Consider the following 14,395-nt stretch of genomic DNA (forward strand, 5'->3'; position numbering starts at 1 on the left):
CGTTAAGGGGAAGTCCATGGTCAAGTTATCCACAGTCGTGACGGTCAGTCTGCTGGCACTGGGCAGCGCATCCGCGTTTGCCGAGAGCTGCGACACGGTGAAAATGGCCGATCCCGGCTGGAGCGACATCGCCGCGACCAACGCCATCACCGGGTTTCTGCTGGAGGGTATGGGCTACAAAGCCAAGGTCGACACGCTCGCGGTGCCGATCACCTTCGGCGGCTTGAAGGACGGGCAGGTCGACGTGTTCCTCGGCAACTGGATGCCGGCGCAGCAGGGCTTCTACGACAAGTTCGTCGCCACTGGTGACGTCACGCAACTGGCGAAGAACCTCGACGGCACCGAATTCACCCTGGCCGTACCGGATTACGTGTGGGACGCGGGTGTGCATAACTTTGCCGACCTGAATAAGTACGCCGATAAATTCGAAAAGAAGATCTACGGCATCGGCTCCGGCGCGCCAGCGAACATCTCACTGCAAGAGATCATCAAGAAAAACGACTTCGACCTGGGCCAGTGGAAGCTGATCGAGTCCAGCGAACAGGCGATGCTGGCCGAAGTGTCGCGGGCAGTGAAGAAACAGAAATTCGTCACCTTCCTCGGCTGGACCCCGCACCCGATGAACGTGCAACTGAAAATGCATTACCTCAAGGGCGGCGAGAAGTACTTCGGCGATACGGGTAGCGTCTACACCCTGACCCGCAAGGGCTACGCCGAGGCCTGTCCGAATGTGGGTAAATTGCTGACCAATCTTGCGTTCACTCAGGAGATGGAGAACAGCATCATGGCCGAGGTGGTGAACAAGAAGGTCGGCAATGCGGAGGCGGTGAAGGCCTGGATCAAGGCGAATCCGGCGGTGCTGGACAAGTGGCTTGATGGTGTGAAGACGGTGGACGGCAAAGATGCGTTGGCGGCGGTTAAAGCCAAACTGTAACTGCGCGGGCCGATCGTTCCCACGCTCTGCGTGGGAATGCCGCAATGGACGCTCCGCGTCCCGGGCTGCGTACAATGCGCAAAATTTCACCCGAGAGGATCCATGGCCCTCCCCAGCCGTCGCTCACTTTTCCCCTTCCTGACCTGGCTGCCCCGGCAGACCCGCGCCAGCGTCGGGCGGGACCTGGTCGTCGGCCTCAGCGGGGCGATTCTCGCGTTGCCTCAGTCGATTGCCTACGCGCTGATCGCCGGTCTCCCACCGGAATACGGGCTCTACGCTGCCATCGTCCCGGTGTTGATCGCCTGCCTGTGGGGCTCGTCGTGGCATCTGATCTGCGGCCCGACCGCGGCGATTTCGATTGTGCTGTTCGCCAGTGTCAGTCCGCTGGCCGTGCCTGCGTCACAGGACTACATCACCCTGATCCTGCTGCTGACCTTCCTCGCCGGGATTTTCCAGTGGCTGCTCGGGCTGTTGCGCTTCGGCGCGCTGGTAAATTTCGTCTCGCATTCCGTGGTGCTGGGTTTCACCCTCGGCGCGGCGGTGGTGATTGCCATCGGTCAATTGCCGAACCTGCTGGGACTGGATCTGCCGGCCAAGGCCACGGCGCTGGCCAGCCTAATGGATCTGCTGCGCCATCTCGGGGCTGTGGATAAACCGTCGCTGGTCCTCGGTGTGGCCACGGTGGTAGTCGGCGCATTGCTCAAACAATGGCTGCCACGCTGGCCGACACTGTTGATGACCTTGGTGCTCGGCAGTGTGGTGGTGTGGCTGTGGCCGGCGATGTTCGGCCATGTTCAATTGGTCAGCATATTTGTCGGCCGCTTGCCGCCGTTCAGTGGATTGCCGCTGGATATGGATCTGATCCTGCGCCTGCTGCCCAGCGCCGTGGCGGTGGGCATGCTCGGGCTGGTCACCAGCCTGTCGATTGCCCGTTCGATTTCCGCACGCTCGCAACAGCTGCTCGACGCTAACCAGGAAGTCCGCGCGCAGGGTCTGTCCAACATTGTCGGGGCGTTCTTTTCGGGATCGTTGTCCGCCGGCTCGTTCACCCGTTCCGGGCTGAGTTATGAGGCCGGGGCCTGTTCGCCGCTGGCCGGGGTGTTTTCGGCATTGTGGGTGGCGTTGTTCGCGATTTTCGGTGCCGGGCTGATCGCGCACATTCCGATTCCGGCCATGGCCGGCAGCATTCTGTTGATCGCCTGGGGACTGGTGGATCATCGCGGCATTCGTGCGCTGTTGCGGGTGAGCCGGGCGGAATTCGTGGTGATGAGCCTGACCTGCATCGCCACGTTGCTGCTGGAGTTGCAGACGGCGATCTATGCCGGCGTGCTGGCCTCGTTGTTTTTCTACCTCAAGCGCACCTCGCAGCCGAGGGTGCAGCATTGGCGCGATGGCGAAGACGATGTATTGCGGGTCGGCGGTTCGATCTTTTTCGGCGCCAGCCACTATCTGCAAGTGCGCCTGCAACGGATGCACGGCGCGCGGGTGGTGATCGAGGCGCAACAGATCAACTTCATCGACTATTCAGGCGTGGAAATGCTCCATCAGGAAGCCCGGCGCCTGCTGCGCCAGGATCGCAGCCTGACCTTGCGTCAGGCGCGACCGCAGGTGGTGGAGGAGTTGCGCAAACTCGAAGGGCCGGAGAAATGCCCGATCCGCTTCGAGGACTGAGGGCGCCTTACAGCGCCAACTGCCGACGCAATTCCGCCAGAACCGGCGCAGTGTCCGGACGCACGCCGCGCCACAGGAAGAAGGCTTCGGCAGCCTGCTCGGCCAGCATGCCCAAGCCGTCCATCACCACACCCGCGCCGTGCTCGCTGGCCCAGCGGCAGAATGCGGTCGGTTCCTTGCCGTACATCATGTCGTAGCACAGGGTCTTGCCCGGCTCGATCAGGCTTGGGGCAATCGGCGGCACGTCGCCGGTGAGGCTGGCGGAGGTGGCGTTGATGATCACGTCCACCGGCTCGCGCAACCAGTCGTAACCACTGGCCGATACCGGCCCCAGATCACAAAACAGTTCGGCCAACAGCTCAGCCTTGTCCACCGTGCGATTGGCGATGATCACCGAAGCCGGCTTCTCCGCCAGCAAAGGCTCCAGCGCACCGCGCACCGCGCCACCGGCGCCGAGCAGCAGAATGCGTTTGCCGGTAAGGCTGAACCCGGCGTTAACCGTCAGGTCCCGCACCAGACCGGCGCCGTCGGTGTTATCGCCGAGCAGACTGCCATCGGCCAGTTTGCTCAGGGTGTTCACCGCACCCGCGCGTTCGGCGCGGGCGGTCAGGCTGTTGGCCAGACGATAAGCATCTTCCTTGAACGGCACGGTCACGTTGGCGCCGCGACCTTCCCGGAAAAACGCCGTGGCGCAGCCGGAAAAGTCCTCGAGCGGCGCCAGCAGGGTGCTGTAGTCGAGACTCTGCCCGGTCTGTTCGGCGAACAGTTTGTGAATCATCGGCGACTTGCTGTGGCCGATCGGGTTACCGAAAACGACGTAACGATCCATCAGAAGTCCTCAGGCCTGGGCCAGCCAGTCGCGGTCTTGCAGGAAGTACTCGGTCAGGCGCGCCTCTTCGCTGCCCGGCTCGGCTTTCCAGTCGTAGGCCCAGCGCACTTGCGGTGGCAGCGACATCAGGATCGATTCGGTGCGCCCGCCCGATTGCAGGCCGAACAGGGTGCCACGGTCGTAAACCAGGTTGAACTCGACGTAGCGACCTCGGCGGAATTCCTGGAACTCGCGCTGTTTGGCGGTGAAGGCGTCGTTCTTGCGGCGCTGCACGATCGGCAGGTAAGCGTCGATGTACGCATCGCCGATGGCGCGCATGAAGGCGAAACTGGTGTCGAAGTCCCACTCGTTCAGGTCATCGAAGAACAGGCCGCCGATGCCACGCGGCTCGTGGCGATGCTTGATGTGGAAATAGGTGTCGCACCAGGCCTTGTAGCGCGGATAGACATCCGGGCCAAACGGCGCGCAGGCCTGTTCGGCAACGCGGTGCCAGTGGATGCAGTCTTCTTCGTTGCCGTAGTAAGGGGTCAGGTCGAAGCCACCGCCGAACCACCAGACCGGTTCTTCACCCTCCTTTTCGGCGATGAAAAAGCGCACGTTGGCGTGGGACGTCGGCACATGCGGGTTGTGCGGGTGGATCACCAGCGACACGCCAAGGGCTTCGAAACCACGCCCGGCCAGCTCCGGCCGATGGGCACTGGCAGACGGTGGCAGGCCACTGCCGAAGACGTGGGAAAAGTTGACGCCGCCCTTTTCGATCACCGTGCCGTTCTCGATCACCCGGGTCCGACCGCCACCGCCGGCCGGACGGGTCCAGGCGTCTTCGACGAAGCGCGTGCCGCCGTCTTCAGTTTCCAGCGCGGCGCAGATGCGGTCTTGCAGGTCGAGCAGATAGGCCTTTACGGCGTCGGTGCGGGTCGTCATGGCTTCACCTTGGATCGGGCGGAACTGCGCGGCGCCCCGCGCAAATGGGCGCGTAGCATACCATCGCAAACCGGCACGCCGCAGTTGACGAAGATCAAGCATGAGCGTTCGATAGGGACCTTCCCAAATGACCCAAGGAGTAGGCAGATGGCCAAGCGAATCCAGTTCCGCGCCCACGGCGGCCCCGAAGTGCTCGAGTACGTTGACTATCAACCCGCCGAACCCGGTCCGCAGCAGGTTCGCGTGAGCAACAAGGCCATCGGCCTGAACTTCATCGACACCTACTACCGCAGCGGCCTGTACGCGCCACCGGCGTTGCCGTCGGGCGTGGGTGCGGAAGGCGCCGGTATCGTCGAGGCCGTGGGCAGCGAGGTCACCCGGTTCAAGGTCGGTGATCGTGTGGCGTACGGCAGCGGCCCGTTGGGCGCGTACAGCGACGTTCACGTCTTGCCAGAAGCGAATCTGGTGCACCTGCCGGACGCCATCAGCTTCGAAACCGCCGCCGGCGTGATGCTCAAGGGCCTGACCGTGCAGTACCTGCTGCGCCAGACCTATGAACTCAAGGGTGGCGAAACCATTCTGTTCCACGCAGCGGCCGGCGGCGTCGGTTTGCTCGCCTGCCAATGGGCCAAGGCCCTGGGCGTGAAGCTGATCGGCACCGTCAGCTCGAAAGCCAAAGCCGATCTGGCCAAGGCCCACGGCGCCTGGGAAACCATCGACTACAGCCACGAAAATGTCGCCCAACGGGTGCTGGAATTGACCGACGGGAAAAAAGTCCCGGTGGTCTACGACGGCGTCGGTAAGGACACCTGGCCGGCTTCGCTGGACAGCGTGGCGCCCCGTGGCCTGCTGGTGAGCTTCGGCAATGCGTCGGGCGCGGTGGACGGCGTGAATCTGGGGATTCTGGCGGCGAAAGGTTCGCTCTACGTCACCCGGCCGACCCTGGCGACCTACGCCAACAACGCCGAAAACCTGCAGCACATGGCCGACGAGCTGTTCGGGATGATCACCAGCGGCAAGCTGAAAGTGGATATCAGCCAGCGTTATCCACTGGCTGACGCGGCCAAAGCGCAGACCGAGCTGTCGGCGCGGCGAACCACGGGCTCCACTGTCCTGCTGCCCTGACCACCGATGACCTCGGCCCATCGTCATGACGGTGCCGGGGTCTGTTCAAACGTCACAAAAAACGGCGTCTTGCCGGCCAGGGTGGTTTCGAACTCCTGACGAGCAAGACGCTTCACCTCCAGCCCCAGCACACCGGGCAACCTGAGCAATGCGCTGGCCTGTCCTTTGACCTGCAACGCATCTTCAATGACGCTTCGTGTGTCGACTGTCAGTGTGTCCTCGGCGATGACCAGACGCATGCGTGCTCCCTCGGGCCGTCGATCAATCTGCACCTGGACATCGGTGGCCTGCAACTGCGGCAAAAGCTGCCGGAGTACGTGCAATACCTGTGACTGAGTGATGAGCGCGCCACCCAGCTTGATCGATGACTCGACCCGCCCCTCAAGGGCCAGAACCGGCATGGAACTGCCACAGGCACACTTCGTCACTGTGCGCAGGATTCGCCCACGATCCCCGATCCGGTAGCGCAGCAACGGCACATGATCGGGCAGCAGCGGCGTCAGTAAAAACTCACCGGTTTGCTCTTCAGCCACAGCTTGGAGGGTCAGCGGATCAACCACTTCGGCCAGCATCGCGTCGGCATGCAGGTGATAAAAACCGTGCTCCAGATGGGCGCACTGAAAACCGATGGGGCCGGACTCCGTCGAGCTGTAGCCCAACGAGCGGATCTTCAGCGCCGGCCAGTCCCGGGCCAATTGGTCGCGCAGCGTTTTACTGCAAGGTTCTCCAATGTAGTAGAGCCACTTCAGGCTGCACAATTGCACAGCGCCAGCTGTTTCATGATTGAACAAAGCAGCGGCGAAGGAGGGAGTGCATATCAACGCATCGGCTTTGTGAGCATGTATCAGTTCGGCGACGCCCTGCATGCCCATCTGTGAACCGGCAGGCAACAAGCGTGCGCCAATGTGCTGGACGATGGCTGACGCGTATTGAAAAGCACCCTGCATTTCCCCGGCCGTCAGGCAGTTGATGACCGATTCAGGTCGTTCGTCCGTCCCCCCGAACATCCGTGCTCCCAAGGGCACGATTGCAGCGTTGAACGCCCAGGAATGGGTGATCTGTTTGCGATTGCCGGTGCTGCCTCCCGAGGTCAGGGTCAGCCCGCCACCAAGTGCTCGGTGTGAAGCTTCACCGAGCGCGGAAAACAGCCCGTCGCCGGACTCGTCTTCCACCGCCAGAACCGGCAATCGATGCAGATCGGCCAATCCCTGTACTTCAAGGATTCGCGGATACAGCGCATGGAACCACGGCAGTGAACGCGCGTGAGCCAATTTACGCGCGAAGGCCTCGGCCGATACATCCGTGACGAGTTCATTGCTCATGGCCGCGCCCTCCCTGACGAATGCCCAGCTCATCGAATCCGCTACGGACGGCGTTCACCAGAGACTCCAACTGGTGCTGACTGTGGCTCGCGCTGATGGCCAGACGCAAAATCGCCTCGCCCTTGGCCACCACCGGAAACAACGCGGTAGTGACCGCCATGCCCTGCCGGCGCAGGTGCTGCGCCAGACTGATCGCATCTCTCTCGGCCCCGACGCGGACGAAACGAATGGGGGATGCGACGTGATGATTGCCCAGCACTGGCCCCAGCAAACGGTCGATCGTGGCGATATTTCTCCACAGCGCCACCTGCAATTGACCCAGCTCCGGCGACATATGAATTTTCCCCGAAGCAACTGCTGCGCCCACCCCGCCAACTGACAATGGCCCGCCAAACGTATAGGTCGATGCATGGCGCCTAATCATCTCGGCATCCGCTTCGGTGCGCACAGTAATCGCCCCACCGGTTGCGCCGAAGGCCTTGGACAACGACGACAGCAGGATCAGCCGGCCACGCTGTCGTTCATCCGCCGCGTCCAGCGCGTAACCACCTCCGGCCACGCCATGGATCGACGTACCGTGGGCGTCATCCGCATAGAGATAACCGTCGAAACGCTCCGCCAGTTGCAGCAGGCGATTGATCGGGTAAACACCGCGCATCGAGCCAATGCTGTCGGTCAGGATGATGGGCGTATTACCCGCCGCGACCGCCGTTGAGCACGCTTCCTCCACCTGTTCTACATCGCTGCAATCGCGGCGCTGTATCGGCCCGAATTGCCAGAGAATGCCTTGCAGCACTTGCATCGAAGCATGAGCGGCACGGTCGACAATCCAGCAGGGGCCACGACGCATGGGATACGAGGGCATCTCGCCGGAGCCGAGCAGCGGCAGACAGCCAAGGTGCGCACTGCCCACCGAGTTGAAGGTGACTGTGTGTCCCTGAAATATCCGGTTGAGCAGTTCATCCAGTTCACGCATGGGTGGCAACAGCGCCCGGGTTCGTGCGGCGGCGAATTGCACGCCGAAGGACTCTGCGGCGCCCACCGCCCCTTGAATCAAGCGGGGATCACACTCAAGCCCCAGATAAGAACATGAGAGAAACTCGGTCAGCCGTTCACCGCTATCGAGCTCGATCTCCTTGCCTTCACGTTTAGCCAGCTTCAAACCATTCAGCCCGGCATCGAATAACTGTTGCTGATCGTCACGCGCTTGCCGGACACGGTTTTTGACCCAATTGACGGTCGGTTGAAAAGTGTTCATCGGGATACCTGAGAGGAGGGTGTGCGGCGATAGACCTGGACATGCCAGAGCTGGGTTTTTTCTCGCGCAATGTCTGCCTGGTACTGGTGGGTGATATCGCAGAAACCTGCGCAATCGGGTCGCACCACATGCAAATGCCCCCGCATGACCACCTGTGCGTTTTCTGCCAAGGCCGGTGCCAGGCGCTGCAAAACGTTCTTGCCGGCCGCTTCGGGCATGAAGGAAGGCACGTCCGACAGCGATACGAAATCGAAGGCTGTGTCCTCGGCAACACAGTCGAGGATGTCGGCCTGCACCACACGTAACTCGCACTGCTGAAGTCCTTCACGAGCCCGCTGGAAAATTGCCGGATCGCACTCCAGCGGAAAGCCTTGTGGATAACGCAGCTCACCGAAAAACAGCATTTGCAGGAAAAAGCTCTCGCGGACCACCTGAGTGGTGAACAACGTATGGAAAATTTCCAGATACGCCGCGCGGGAACTGATCCCCAGGTTGTTGGGTGGAAACGCGCCCTTGTACAGCAGCGAATTGAGGACTGCTGCGTTTCCCAGTAAAGCGATCACGGCTTTCCAGCGCTTGAGCGGAAAGTGGTTTCGGTAATATTCCGTTTGTTCGTCAAGCTGGCTGAACTGAAAAATGCCTCGGCCGGCCTTGCCGGTAAACAGTCCGGTGATCTTGGCCAACCGCTTCAGGGTCTGCTCGAATGCGCCCATGTAAATCGGCGCTTCCCAACGTCGGGACTGGAAGAACGCCGACAGCCAGTGACGATCCTCCGACGGTAAAACCAGTTGCTGGAAAATGGAGCGGCGTCGCGCCCGCATACTTTCCATTCGATAACCCATGAACGCCATGAACGACTCGTGATCGGTCTGTTCCAGCAGGGCAAAACGCAATCGGGTAAACGCCAGTTGCGGCGCGCTGATATCGGTACAGGTCATGCGCGCCGGGGCGGCGGCCAATAACGGCAACAGCCGGCCGCCGCATCCGGCGATACCCAGCACGTGCCCGGCATGTCTGGGCAGGATCGCGTACTCAAGTGCGGTGTCCTCATCCCCGAGCGTGTAGTTGAGCCGGTCGAAATAATCAGCCATGTCTGCCTCCAGCCGTCTGATCTGGACATGGGCGGGCGGCCTTCATTGGTTGTCCAGCGCATGGAGGAAGTCATAACGGGGCGCCAGCCCGTTTTGCCAGGCCTCGAACTGCTCATAAACCGCCTCGAGCATGTTGCCGGTCAGGCGCAGGCTGGTTTCCATGACGGTGGCTATCGCATCCCAGTCCTCCTGACGCTTGCAGGTGCGCTGCAGCATGAGTTTGATTTCGTTGAAGTGCTCGATATCAATGTCGGAATGCGCAATGAAGAAGGTCAGTTGCGCGGGTTTGAGCGCCAGCGTTTCACTCAGGCTATCAATGAGAGGAGTAATGAACTGATAGGCATTTTCTGCCCAATAACTATAACCAAGCCGTTGTAGCGGGTTACCGGTAAAGGAAATCCAATATAAATAAGCGATCAGCACATCAGTGGCCGGTAGTGCAGGCGGAATATCAAACACTTCATTCTTCAAACCAAGGCTCATGACATCATGCAGTGCCATTTTTTCATGACCGACTTCCTGTGCCGCATGTTCAAAGCAGAACTTGGCATACACCGGATTATCCGCATGTCTAACACCCACCAGTCCTTGATTTCGCGCATTGTGCGCCGTGTAGTGAAAAGTCTGGATCATGTAGATCGCATATAAGGCTTTTGAAACGCTACCTTCGCGGATGGCATTCACCAGCCGCGAATTTTCCAGAATATCGGCCCATGACTTTTCGATTCGCTCATCGAGCAGGCTTAATTGTTGTTCAAAACTGAGAGGCGTATTCATCAACGGGGGTCTCCAATGGGTTGGCGAGCAGGTGGGCGGACTGTTGAAGTGCTGTGAGGATTTGCTGCCATTGAGCCGAGAGCAGCCAGTAATCGCCGCGCTGGCGTTGCTCGATGCGCATTGCATCGGTGGTGATGGGCGTCAGGCCGAAGCGCTGGAACAATCGCCGTTGCGGTGTTCGGCAGAGCGCGGTAACCCCTTCATAACCCCGCGTGACAGCCCATTCCGTGGCAGCCGCCAGCAGGCCGTTGATCGACATGGGGAACTGAGTTTGCGAGTGACTGATCAAGCGACTGAACTCGACATGGCGCGACAGCGTCGTGGCGGGAGACAGTTGCTGCTGCGCCAGTGAGGCCCATTCGAACGGCGCAGGGGTCACTCTCAATACGGCCGTGGGCCTGTCGTGCTGATACAACAGAAAGTGGGTACTGCGCGAAATAATCGCCAGGCGTGTTTCAAGTGACCTGGCTCTGGGTGTCAACATGTAGTGTTGCAATCGCAGCCGAAAATGGCGAGAAACAAACCGTTCAAACTCTCGTGTGTCTGATCCTGCTTCAAGAATAACGATGCGATAGTTTTCATGACGCCTTTTAAAGGTCGTCTGAATCTCCTGCAGATAATCCGTTAATTGCGAATCCCTGATATCCATTTCTTCTCCGCAGCCGTTAACTTTTCGAAGTTTTCTGAGCGCATTGAAATAATGAATGGTTTTAGAAAAATCGCCACTGTGTGGCTTCTGAGAATAACGTCGGAAAAATTACAACAATTGAATACTTAAAGATTCATCTGACGTAGAAAGGAAAAATTCAAACAAAACGCGGGGCTATAACTTCAGATAAATGAAGGAAAAATCGCAGGCACGCGTAGTACTCCTCGCCATGAAAGCCGAGGAGTACTCACGAAATTAACCAAGGGTGGTATCAGGCCGGGCGCACGATATTGCCGGTGGCCAGATCCCGAATCAGGCTCGGGTTCTTGCGACCGCCAAGCGCTCCGCCGAGCACCAGATCGACCTGGCCTCGGAAATATTGCTCGACCCGCAAGCGACTCTTCGCCGCCGGCCGCCCCTGCGGATTGGCCGACGTCGAAATCAACGGCCCTACCAACGAGCACAGATCCCGCACCTGCGGATGATCGCTGACCCGCAGCGCCACGGTGTCATGCACCCCGGTCACCCACTCCGGCAGCAGGTTCTGATGCGGCACCAGCCAGGTGTTCGGGCCCGGCCAGGTGCTGGCCATGCGGTCGATCCAGTCCTGGGGGAAATCCTCGAACAGGAAATCGAATTGACGAATGTTGTCGGCGACCAGGATCAGCCCCTTGTCCACCGAACGGTTCTTGATCGCCAGCAGACGATCCACCGCTTCTTCATTCCAAGGATCGCACCCCAGCCCCCAGACGGCTTCGGTTGGATAGGCAATCACCGCCCCGGCGCGAATCTCTCGTGCGGCTTGTTGCACACGCCAACTGTTGACCATGAAAAACTCTCCGCAAACAGGTTTCGCGCAGTTTACCGATCTTCAATGTAAAACCTAGCTCACGCGCGCAAACCAGCGGCCGTTTTCGCACACCGCGCGGCCATCCATCTCCAGTTCGGTCAGCGCCGCCAGCACTTTGGGCAGCGCCCAGCCACTGCTGTCGGCCAGGCCCTCGCTGGTGTGCGGCGCGGCGTGCAGCAGACGCAGCAACGGGTTATCCGGATTCGCGGCAGTGGATACCGGCAGATGCTGCCAGCCGCGCAGGGCTTCTAGAATGTGCTCGATGGTTTCCACCAGCACGGCGCCGTCACGGATCAGTTGATGACAGCCCCGGGCGCCGGGGTGATGGATCGAACCCGGAATGGCGTACACCTCGCGCCCCTGTTCCGCCGCCAGCCGTGCAGTAATGAGCGAACCGCTGGCAACGCTGGCCTCGACCACCAGCACGCCGAGGGACAAACCGCTGATGATCCGGTTGCGCCTGGGGAAGTTGCTCGCCGTCGGCCCGGTGTCCAGAGGGAATTCCGAAAGCACCGCACTGCCGGACGCAATCATCGCGTCCGCCAGCCGTCGATTGCGCTGTGGATAAAAGTTTTCCAGACCGGTACCAAGCACGCCGACCGTTTGCCCGCCGACGTCGACAGCGGCTTGATGCGCCGCGGCATCGATGCCCAGCGCCAAACCGCTGGTGATGACGAATCCGGCCCCCGCGAGACTGCGGGAAAACGCAGCGGCAGTGTCCATGCCCGGGCGGGAGGCGCGGCGACTGCCGACCATCGCCAGCTGCGGTTTTTCCAGAATCCGTGGGTCGCCAGCGACGAACAGCAGGGGCGGTGGATCGGGAATCTGCGCCAGCAGGGCCGGATAATCCGGCTGATCCCACATCAGCAAATGTTGATCCGGACGCTCTAGCCAGAGCAATGCGTGGCTGGCGCCGTCGCGAACTTCAGGGCAGCGTCGGGCCTCGGCGCTGGCCGCCGGCAAACCCAACGAGCGCCAGGCGGTGGCCGGCGCGCTGATCGCCTTCGAGGCAGAGCCGAAGGCTTCGAGCAGTTTGGTGAAACGCTTGGGACCGACTTCCGGCAAGCGGTGCAGGCGCAAGCGCGCTTCCAGTTCCGCCGGGGAAACCGACGCAGAGACAGGCATCATCATGGATCATCCTTGATCGTTATAAGGCCCGAACCTTTCGGAACAAGCTGTGGATAACTCTGTTGGTAACTTGTGAAGCCAGCTAAGGATTTCGCACCTTGTCCAGCACCGCCAGCGAGCGCGATGCGTTCAGCACGAGGCCGTAACTGAGTTTGTCGTAGGTGCGGAACACCATCAGCAATCCAGCACGTTCATCCGGGATTTTCAGCGGCTGACCGGTGATTCGGTCACGCACGGTTTCCCCGGTTTTCATCACCACCAGCACGTTGCCCTCGGCCAGGCCGTCGCGTTTGCCCTTGTTCAGGGTCACCACGTCCATTGCGCCGATCTGTGTGACGCCGCGCGGCACATCGATGATCAGGCCGTTGATGTCGGTGGTGGGAGCGCTGGGCATGAAGGTCGAGTTGATCGAACGCTCTTCGCCGCTGAACAAGCGGTCGCCTAGGCGCACTTCCTGAGTCGTGCGTTGCAGGGCGAGGGTGGCGACGTCGCCTTCAGTGGCGACAATCTCACCACCGCCGATGTCGTCGGCGTTGATCCCCAGAAACTCCTTGCTCTGCGGATCGGTGTAGACCTTGCCCTGGCGGAAGATGCCGTAGACCGGCTGGTTCGGGTCGAAATGGCCACGGGCGAAGATCCGGTCGCCGGTGCCGCTGAGCACGCGCTCGGCGTCGCCGGCAACGATGTACGGCGCCTTGTCGAAGTCCTCGACCTTGTCGACGATGCGGTTGCTCAGCAGAAAGCTGTTGATCGATTTGAGCGGAATGCTCGGAATCGCCTCGGCCACCGGACTGGTGCGGATGCGCGGCGACAGCTTGATGGTGCCGCGCGACTCGCCGCGATTGACGGTCAGGCGCGGCTGACCGTTGACGTAACTGAGCGTCAGTGTGTCGCCCGGATAGATCAGGTTGGGGTTTTCGATCTGCGGATTGGCCCGCCACAGCTGCGGCCACTGCCAGGGTTCGCGCAAATATTTACCGGAGATGTCCCAGAGCGTATCCCCCGAAACCACCGTGTATTGCTGTGGAAAACCTTCCTTGAGTTGCACTTGCCCGTGCGCGGCGCCGGCCGAGGCCAGAAACAGCAGGGCGAGTAGTGATTTCCTCATGCGGTGAATCCCTTTATTATGTGCGTTCGCGTGAAACGCCAGAGCCCCCGTGGCTCGCTCCCTGCTCTATGCTGAAAATCAAGGAGCTACGTTTCACAACGGTAGCCTGCATCTTCGGACCCGCCAGGCCATCGCCCGACTTTACCTCACACGTGCAGCAATCAAGCTTATGGCCATTTTGAACATCCTCGAATTTCCGGACCCGCGTCTGCGCACTATCGCCAAACCTGTGGCTGTAGTGGACGACGAAGTGCGTCAGCTGGTCGATGACATGTTTGAAACAATGTATGAAGCGCCGGGCATCGGCCTTGCCGCGACCCAGGTCAACGTGCACAAACGTATCGTCGTGATGGACCTTTCCGAAGACCGCACCGAACCGCGGGTGTTCATCAACCCCGAGTTCGAATCGCTGACCGACGAAATGGAGCAATACCAGGAAGGCTGCCTTTCGGTGCCGGGTTTCTACGAAAATGTCGACCGCCCGCAAAAGGTCAAGATCAAGGCGCTGGACCGCGACGGCAAGCCTTACGAACTGATCGCCGAAGGCCTGCTCGCGGTGTGCATCCAGCACGAATGCGACCACCTCAACGGCAAGTTGTTCGTCGATTACCTGTCCACGCTCAAACGCGACCGGATCAAGAAGAAACTGGAAAAGCAGCACCGCCAGAACGCTTGATGCCCCTCTCCAAAGGCTTGCTGCGGCAAGCCTTTTTCTTTTTATGAGACTCC

At 60.5% G+C, this 14,395-nt stretch carries 14 protein-coding genes; 4 read left to right on the forward strand and 10 right to left on the reverse strand.

Annotated features, from left to right (window positions below):
• Positions 1-16: 16 nt before the first annotated feature.
• The gene (gene choX, locus PMI24_RS11720; RefSeq protein WP_007954076.1) at positions 17-934 is read left to right on the forward strand and encodes a choline ABC transporter substrate-binding protein; all 918 of its coding nucleotides are present in this window, start codon (positions 17-19) and stop codon (positions 932-934) included.
• A gap of 102 nt (positions 935-1,036) precedes the next feature.
• Positions 1,037-2,605, forward strand: a complete 1,569-nt coding sequence (locus tag PMI24_RS11725; protein ID WP_007954077.1) for a SulP family inorganic anion transporter — start codon at positions 1,037-1,039, stop codon at positions 2,603-2,605.
• 7 nt (positions 2,606-2,612) lie between these two features.
• Here PMI24_RS11725 and aroE read toward each other — a convergent pair whose 3' ends face one another.
• Both aroE and hemF read right to left on the reverse strand, forming a co-directional pair.
• Positions 2,613-3,434 (reverse strand): shikimate dehydrogenase, encoded by an 822-nt coding sequence (gene aroE, locus PMI24_RS11730; RefSeq protein WP_007954078.1) that lies wholly within the window; start codon positions 3,432-3,434, stop codon positions 2,613-2,615.
• 9 nt (positions 3,435-3,443) lie between these two features.
• Positions 3,444-4,358, reverse strand: a complete 915-nt coding sequence (gene hemF, locus PMI24_RS11735; RefSeq protein WP_007954079.1) for an oxygen-dependent coproporphyrinogen oxidase — start codon at positions 4,356-4,358, stop codon at positions 3,444-3,446.
• Between the two features lie 147 nt (positions 4,359-4,505).
• Between hemF and PMI24_RS11740 the strand changes: the two genes are divergently transcribed.
• Positions 4,506-5,483 (forward strand): NADPH:quinone reductase, encoded by a 978-nt coding sequence (locus PMI24_RS11740; RefSeq protein WP_007954080.1) that lies wholly within the window; start codon positions 4,506-4,508, stop codon positions 5,481-5,483.
• Positions 5,484-5,506: 23 nt separating this feature from the next.
• Here the strand turns inward: PMI24_RS11740 and PMI24_RS11745 are convergent, their stop codons facing one another.
• From PMI24_RS11745 to PMI24_RS11780, 8 genes are all read right to left on the reverse strand, one after another.
• Positions 5,507-6,805 carry a phenylacetate--CoA ligase family protein gene (locus tag PMI24_RS11745; RefSeq protein WP_007954081.1) on the reverse strand — a complete coding sequence of 433 codons (1,299 nt, stop codon included), beginning with the start codon at positions 6,803-6,805 and terminating at the stop codon, positions 5,507-5,509.
• Positions 6,795-8,063 carry an aminotransferase class I/II-fold pyridoxal phosphate-dependent enzyme gene (locus PMI24_RS11750; RefSeq protein WP_007954083.1) on the reverse strand — a complete coding sequence of 423 codons (1,269 nt, stop codon included), beginning with the start codon at positions 8,061-8,063 and terminating at the stop codon, positions 6,795-6,797. The genes PMI24_RS11745 and PMI24_RS11750 overlap by 11 nt, the downstream gene beginning before the upstream one ends.
• The gene (locus PMI24_RS11755; protein ID WP_007954093.1) at positions 8,060-9,154 is read right to left on the reverse strand and encodes a DUF3419 family protein; all 1,095 of its coding nucleotides are present in this window, start codon (positions 9,152-9,154) and stop codon (positions 8,060-8,062) included. The genes PMI24_RS11750 and PMI24_RS11755 overlap by 4 nt, the downstream gene beginning before the upstream one ends.
• Positions 9,155-9,196: 42 nt before the next feature.
• Positions 9,197-9,931: an iron-containing redox enzyme family protein gene (locus tag PMI24_RS11760; protein ID WP_007954095.1), complete on the reverse strand. Its 735-nt coding sequence runs from the start codon at positions 9,929-9,931 to the stop codon at positions 9,197-9,199.
• Positions 9,909-10,580, reverse strand: coding sequence for a hypothetical protein (locus PMI24_RS11765; RefSeq protein WP_007954097.1), 672 nt, complete (start codon positions 10,578-10,580; stop codon positions 9,909-9,911). Before PMI24_RS11765 ends, PMI24_RS11760 begins: the two co-directional genes overlap by 23 nt.
• A gap of 271 nt (positions 10,581-10,851) precedes the next feature.
• The gene (locus PMI24_RS11770) at positions 10,852-11,409 is read right to left on the reverse strand and encodes an L-threonylcarbamoyladenylate synthase (RefSeq protein WP_007954101.1); all 558 of its coding nucleotides are present in this window, start codon (positions 11,407-11,409) and stop codon (positions 10,852-10,854) included.
• A 54-nt stretch (positions 11,410-11,463) separates the two neighbouring features.
• Positions 11,464-12,561, reverse strand: coding sequence for a DNA-processing protein DprA (dprA, locus tag PMI24_RS11775; protein WP_007954102.1), 1,098 nt, complete (start codon positions 12,559-12,561; stop codon positions 11,464-11,466).
• A gap of 79 nt (positions 12,562-12,640) precedes the next feature.
• Complete coding sequence (locus tag PMI24_RS11780; RefSeq protein WP_007954103.1) at positions 12,641-13,666, reverse strand: LysM peptidoglycan-binding domain-containing protein; 1,026 nt, start codon at positions 13,664-13,666, stop codon at positions 12,641-12,643.
• A gap of 169 nt (positions 13,667-13,835) precedes the next feature.
• Here PMI24_RS11780 and def point away from each other — a divergent pair, with 169 nt between their 5' ends.
• Positions 13,836-14,342, forward strand: coding sequence for a peptide deformylase (gene def, locus PMI24_RS11785; protein WP_007954104.1), 507 nt, complete (start codon positions 13,836-13,838; stop codon positions 14,340-14,342).
• Positions 14,343-14,395 lie beyond the last annotated feature (53 nt).

The organism is Pseudomonas sp. GM25 (assembly GCF_000282255.1).
Lineage (GTDB): Bacteria > Pseudomonadota > Gammaproteobacteria > Pseudomonadales > Pseudomonadaceae > Aquipseudomonas > Aquipseudomonas aphyarum.

Bases quoted from the DNA above. Each gene is read 5' to 3' on its own strand.
- choX (WP_007954076.1), top strand. From the start codon at position 17: ATGGTCAAGTTATCCACAGTCGTGACGGTCAGTCTGCTGGCACTGGGC.
- PMI24_RS11725 (WP_007954077.1), top strand. From the start codon at position 1,037: ATGGCCCTCCCCAGCCGTCGCTCACTTTTCCCCTTCCTGACCTGGCTG.
- aroE (WP_007954078.1), bottom strand. From the start codon at position 3,434: ATGGATCGTTACGTCGTTTTCGGTAACCCGATCGGCCACAGCAAGTCG.
- hemF (WP_007954079.1), bottom strand. From the start codon at position 4,358: ATGACGACCCGCACCGACGCCGTAAAGGCCTATCTGCTCGACCTGCAA.
- PMI24_RS11740 (WP_007954080.1), top strand. From the start codon at position 4,506: ATGGCCAAGCGAATCCAGTTCCGCGCCCACGGCGGCCCCGAAGTGCTC.
- PMI24_RS11745 (WP_007954081.1), bottom strand. From the start codon at position 6,805: ATGAGCAATGAACTCGTCACGGATGTATCGGCCGAGGCCTTCGCGCGT.
- PMI24_RS11750 (WP_007954083.1), bottom strand. From the start codon at position 8,063: ATGAACACTTTTCAACCGACCGTCAATTGGGTCAAAAACCGTGTCCGG.
- PMI24_RS11755 (WP_007954093.1), bottom strand. From the start codon at position 9,154: ATGGCTGATTATTTCGACCGGCTCAACTACACGCTCGGGGATGAGGAC.
- PMI24_RS11760 (WP_007954095.1), bottom strand. From the start codon at position 9,931: ATGAATACGCCTCTCAGTTTTGAACAACAATTAAGCCTGCTCGATGAG.
- PMI24_RS11765 (WP_007954097.1), bottom strand. From the start codon at position 10,580: ATGGATATCAGGGATTCGCAATTAACGGATTATCTGCAGGAGATTCAG.
- PMI24_RS11770 (WP_007954101.1), bottom strand. From the start codon at position 11,409: ATGGTCAACAGTTGGCGTGTGCAACAAGCCGCACGAGAGATTCGCGCC.
- dprA (WP_007954102.1), bottom strand. From the start codon at position 12,561: ATGATGATGCCTGTCTCTGCGTCGGTTTCCCCGGCGGAACTGGAAGCG.
- PMI24_RS11780 (WP_007954103.1), bottom strand. From the start codon at position 13,666: ATGAGGAAATCACTACTCGCCCTGCTGTTTCTGGCCTCGGCCGGCGCC.
- def (WP_007954104.1), top strand. From the start codon at position 13,836: ATGGCCATTTTGAACATCCTCGAATTTCCGGACCCGCGTCTGCGCACT.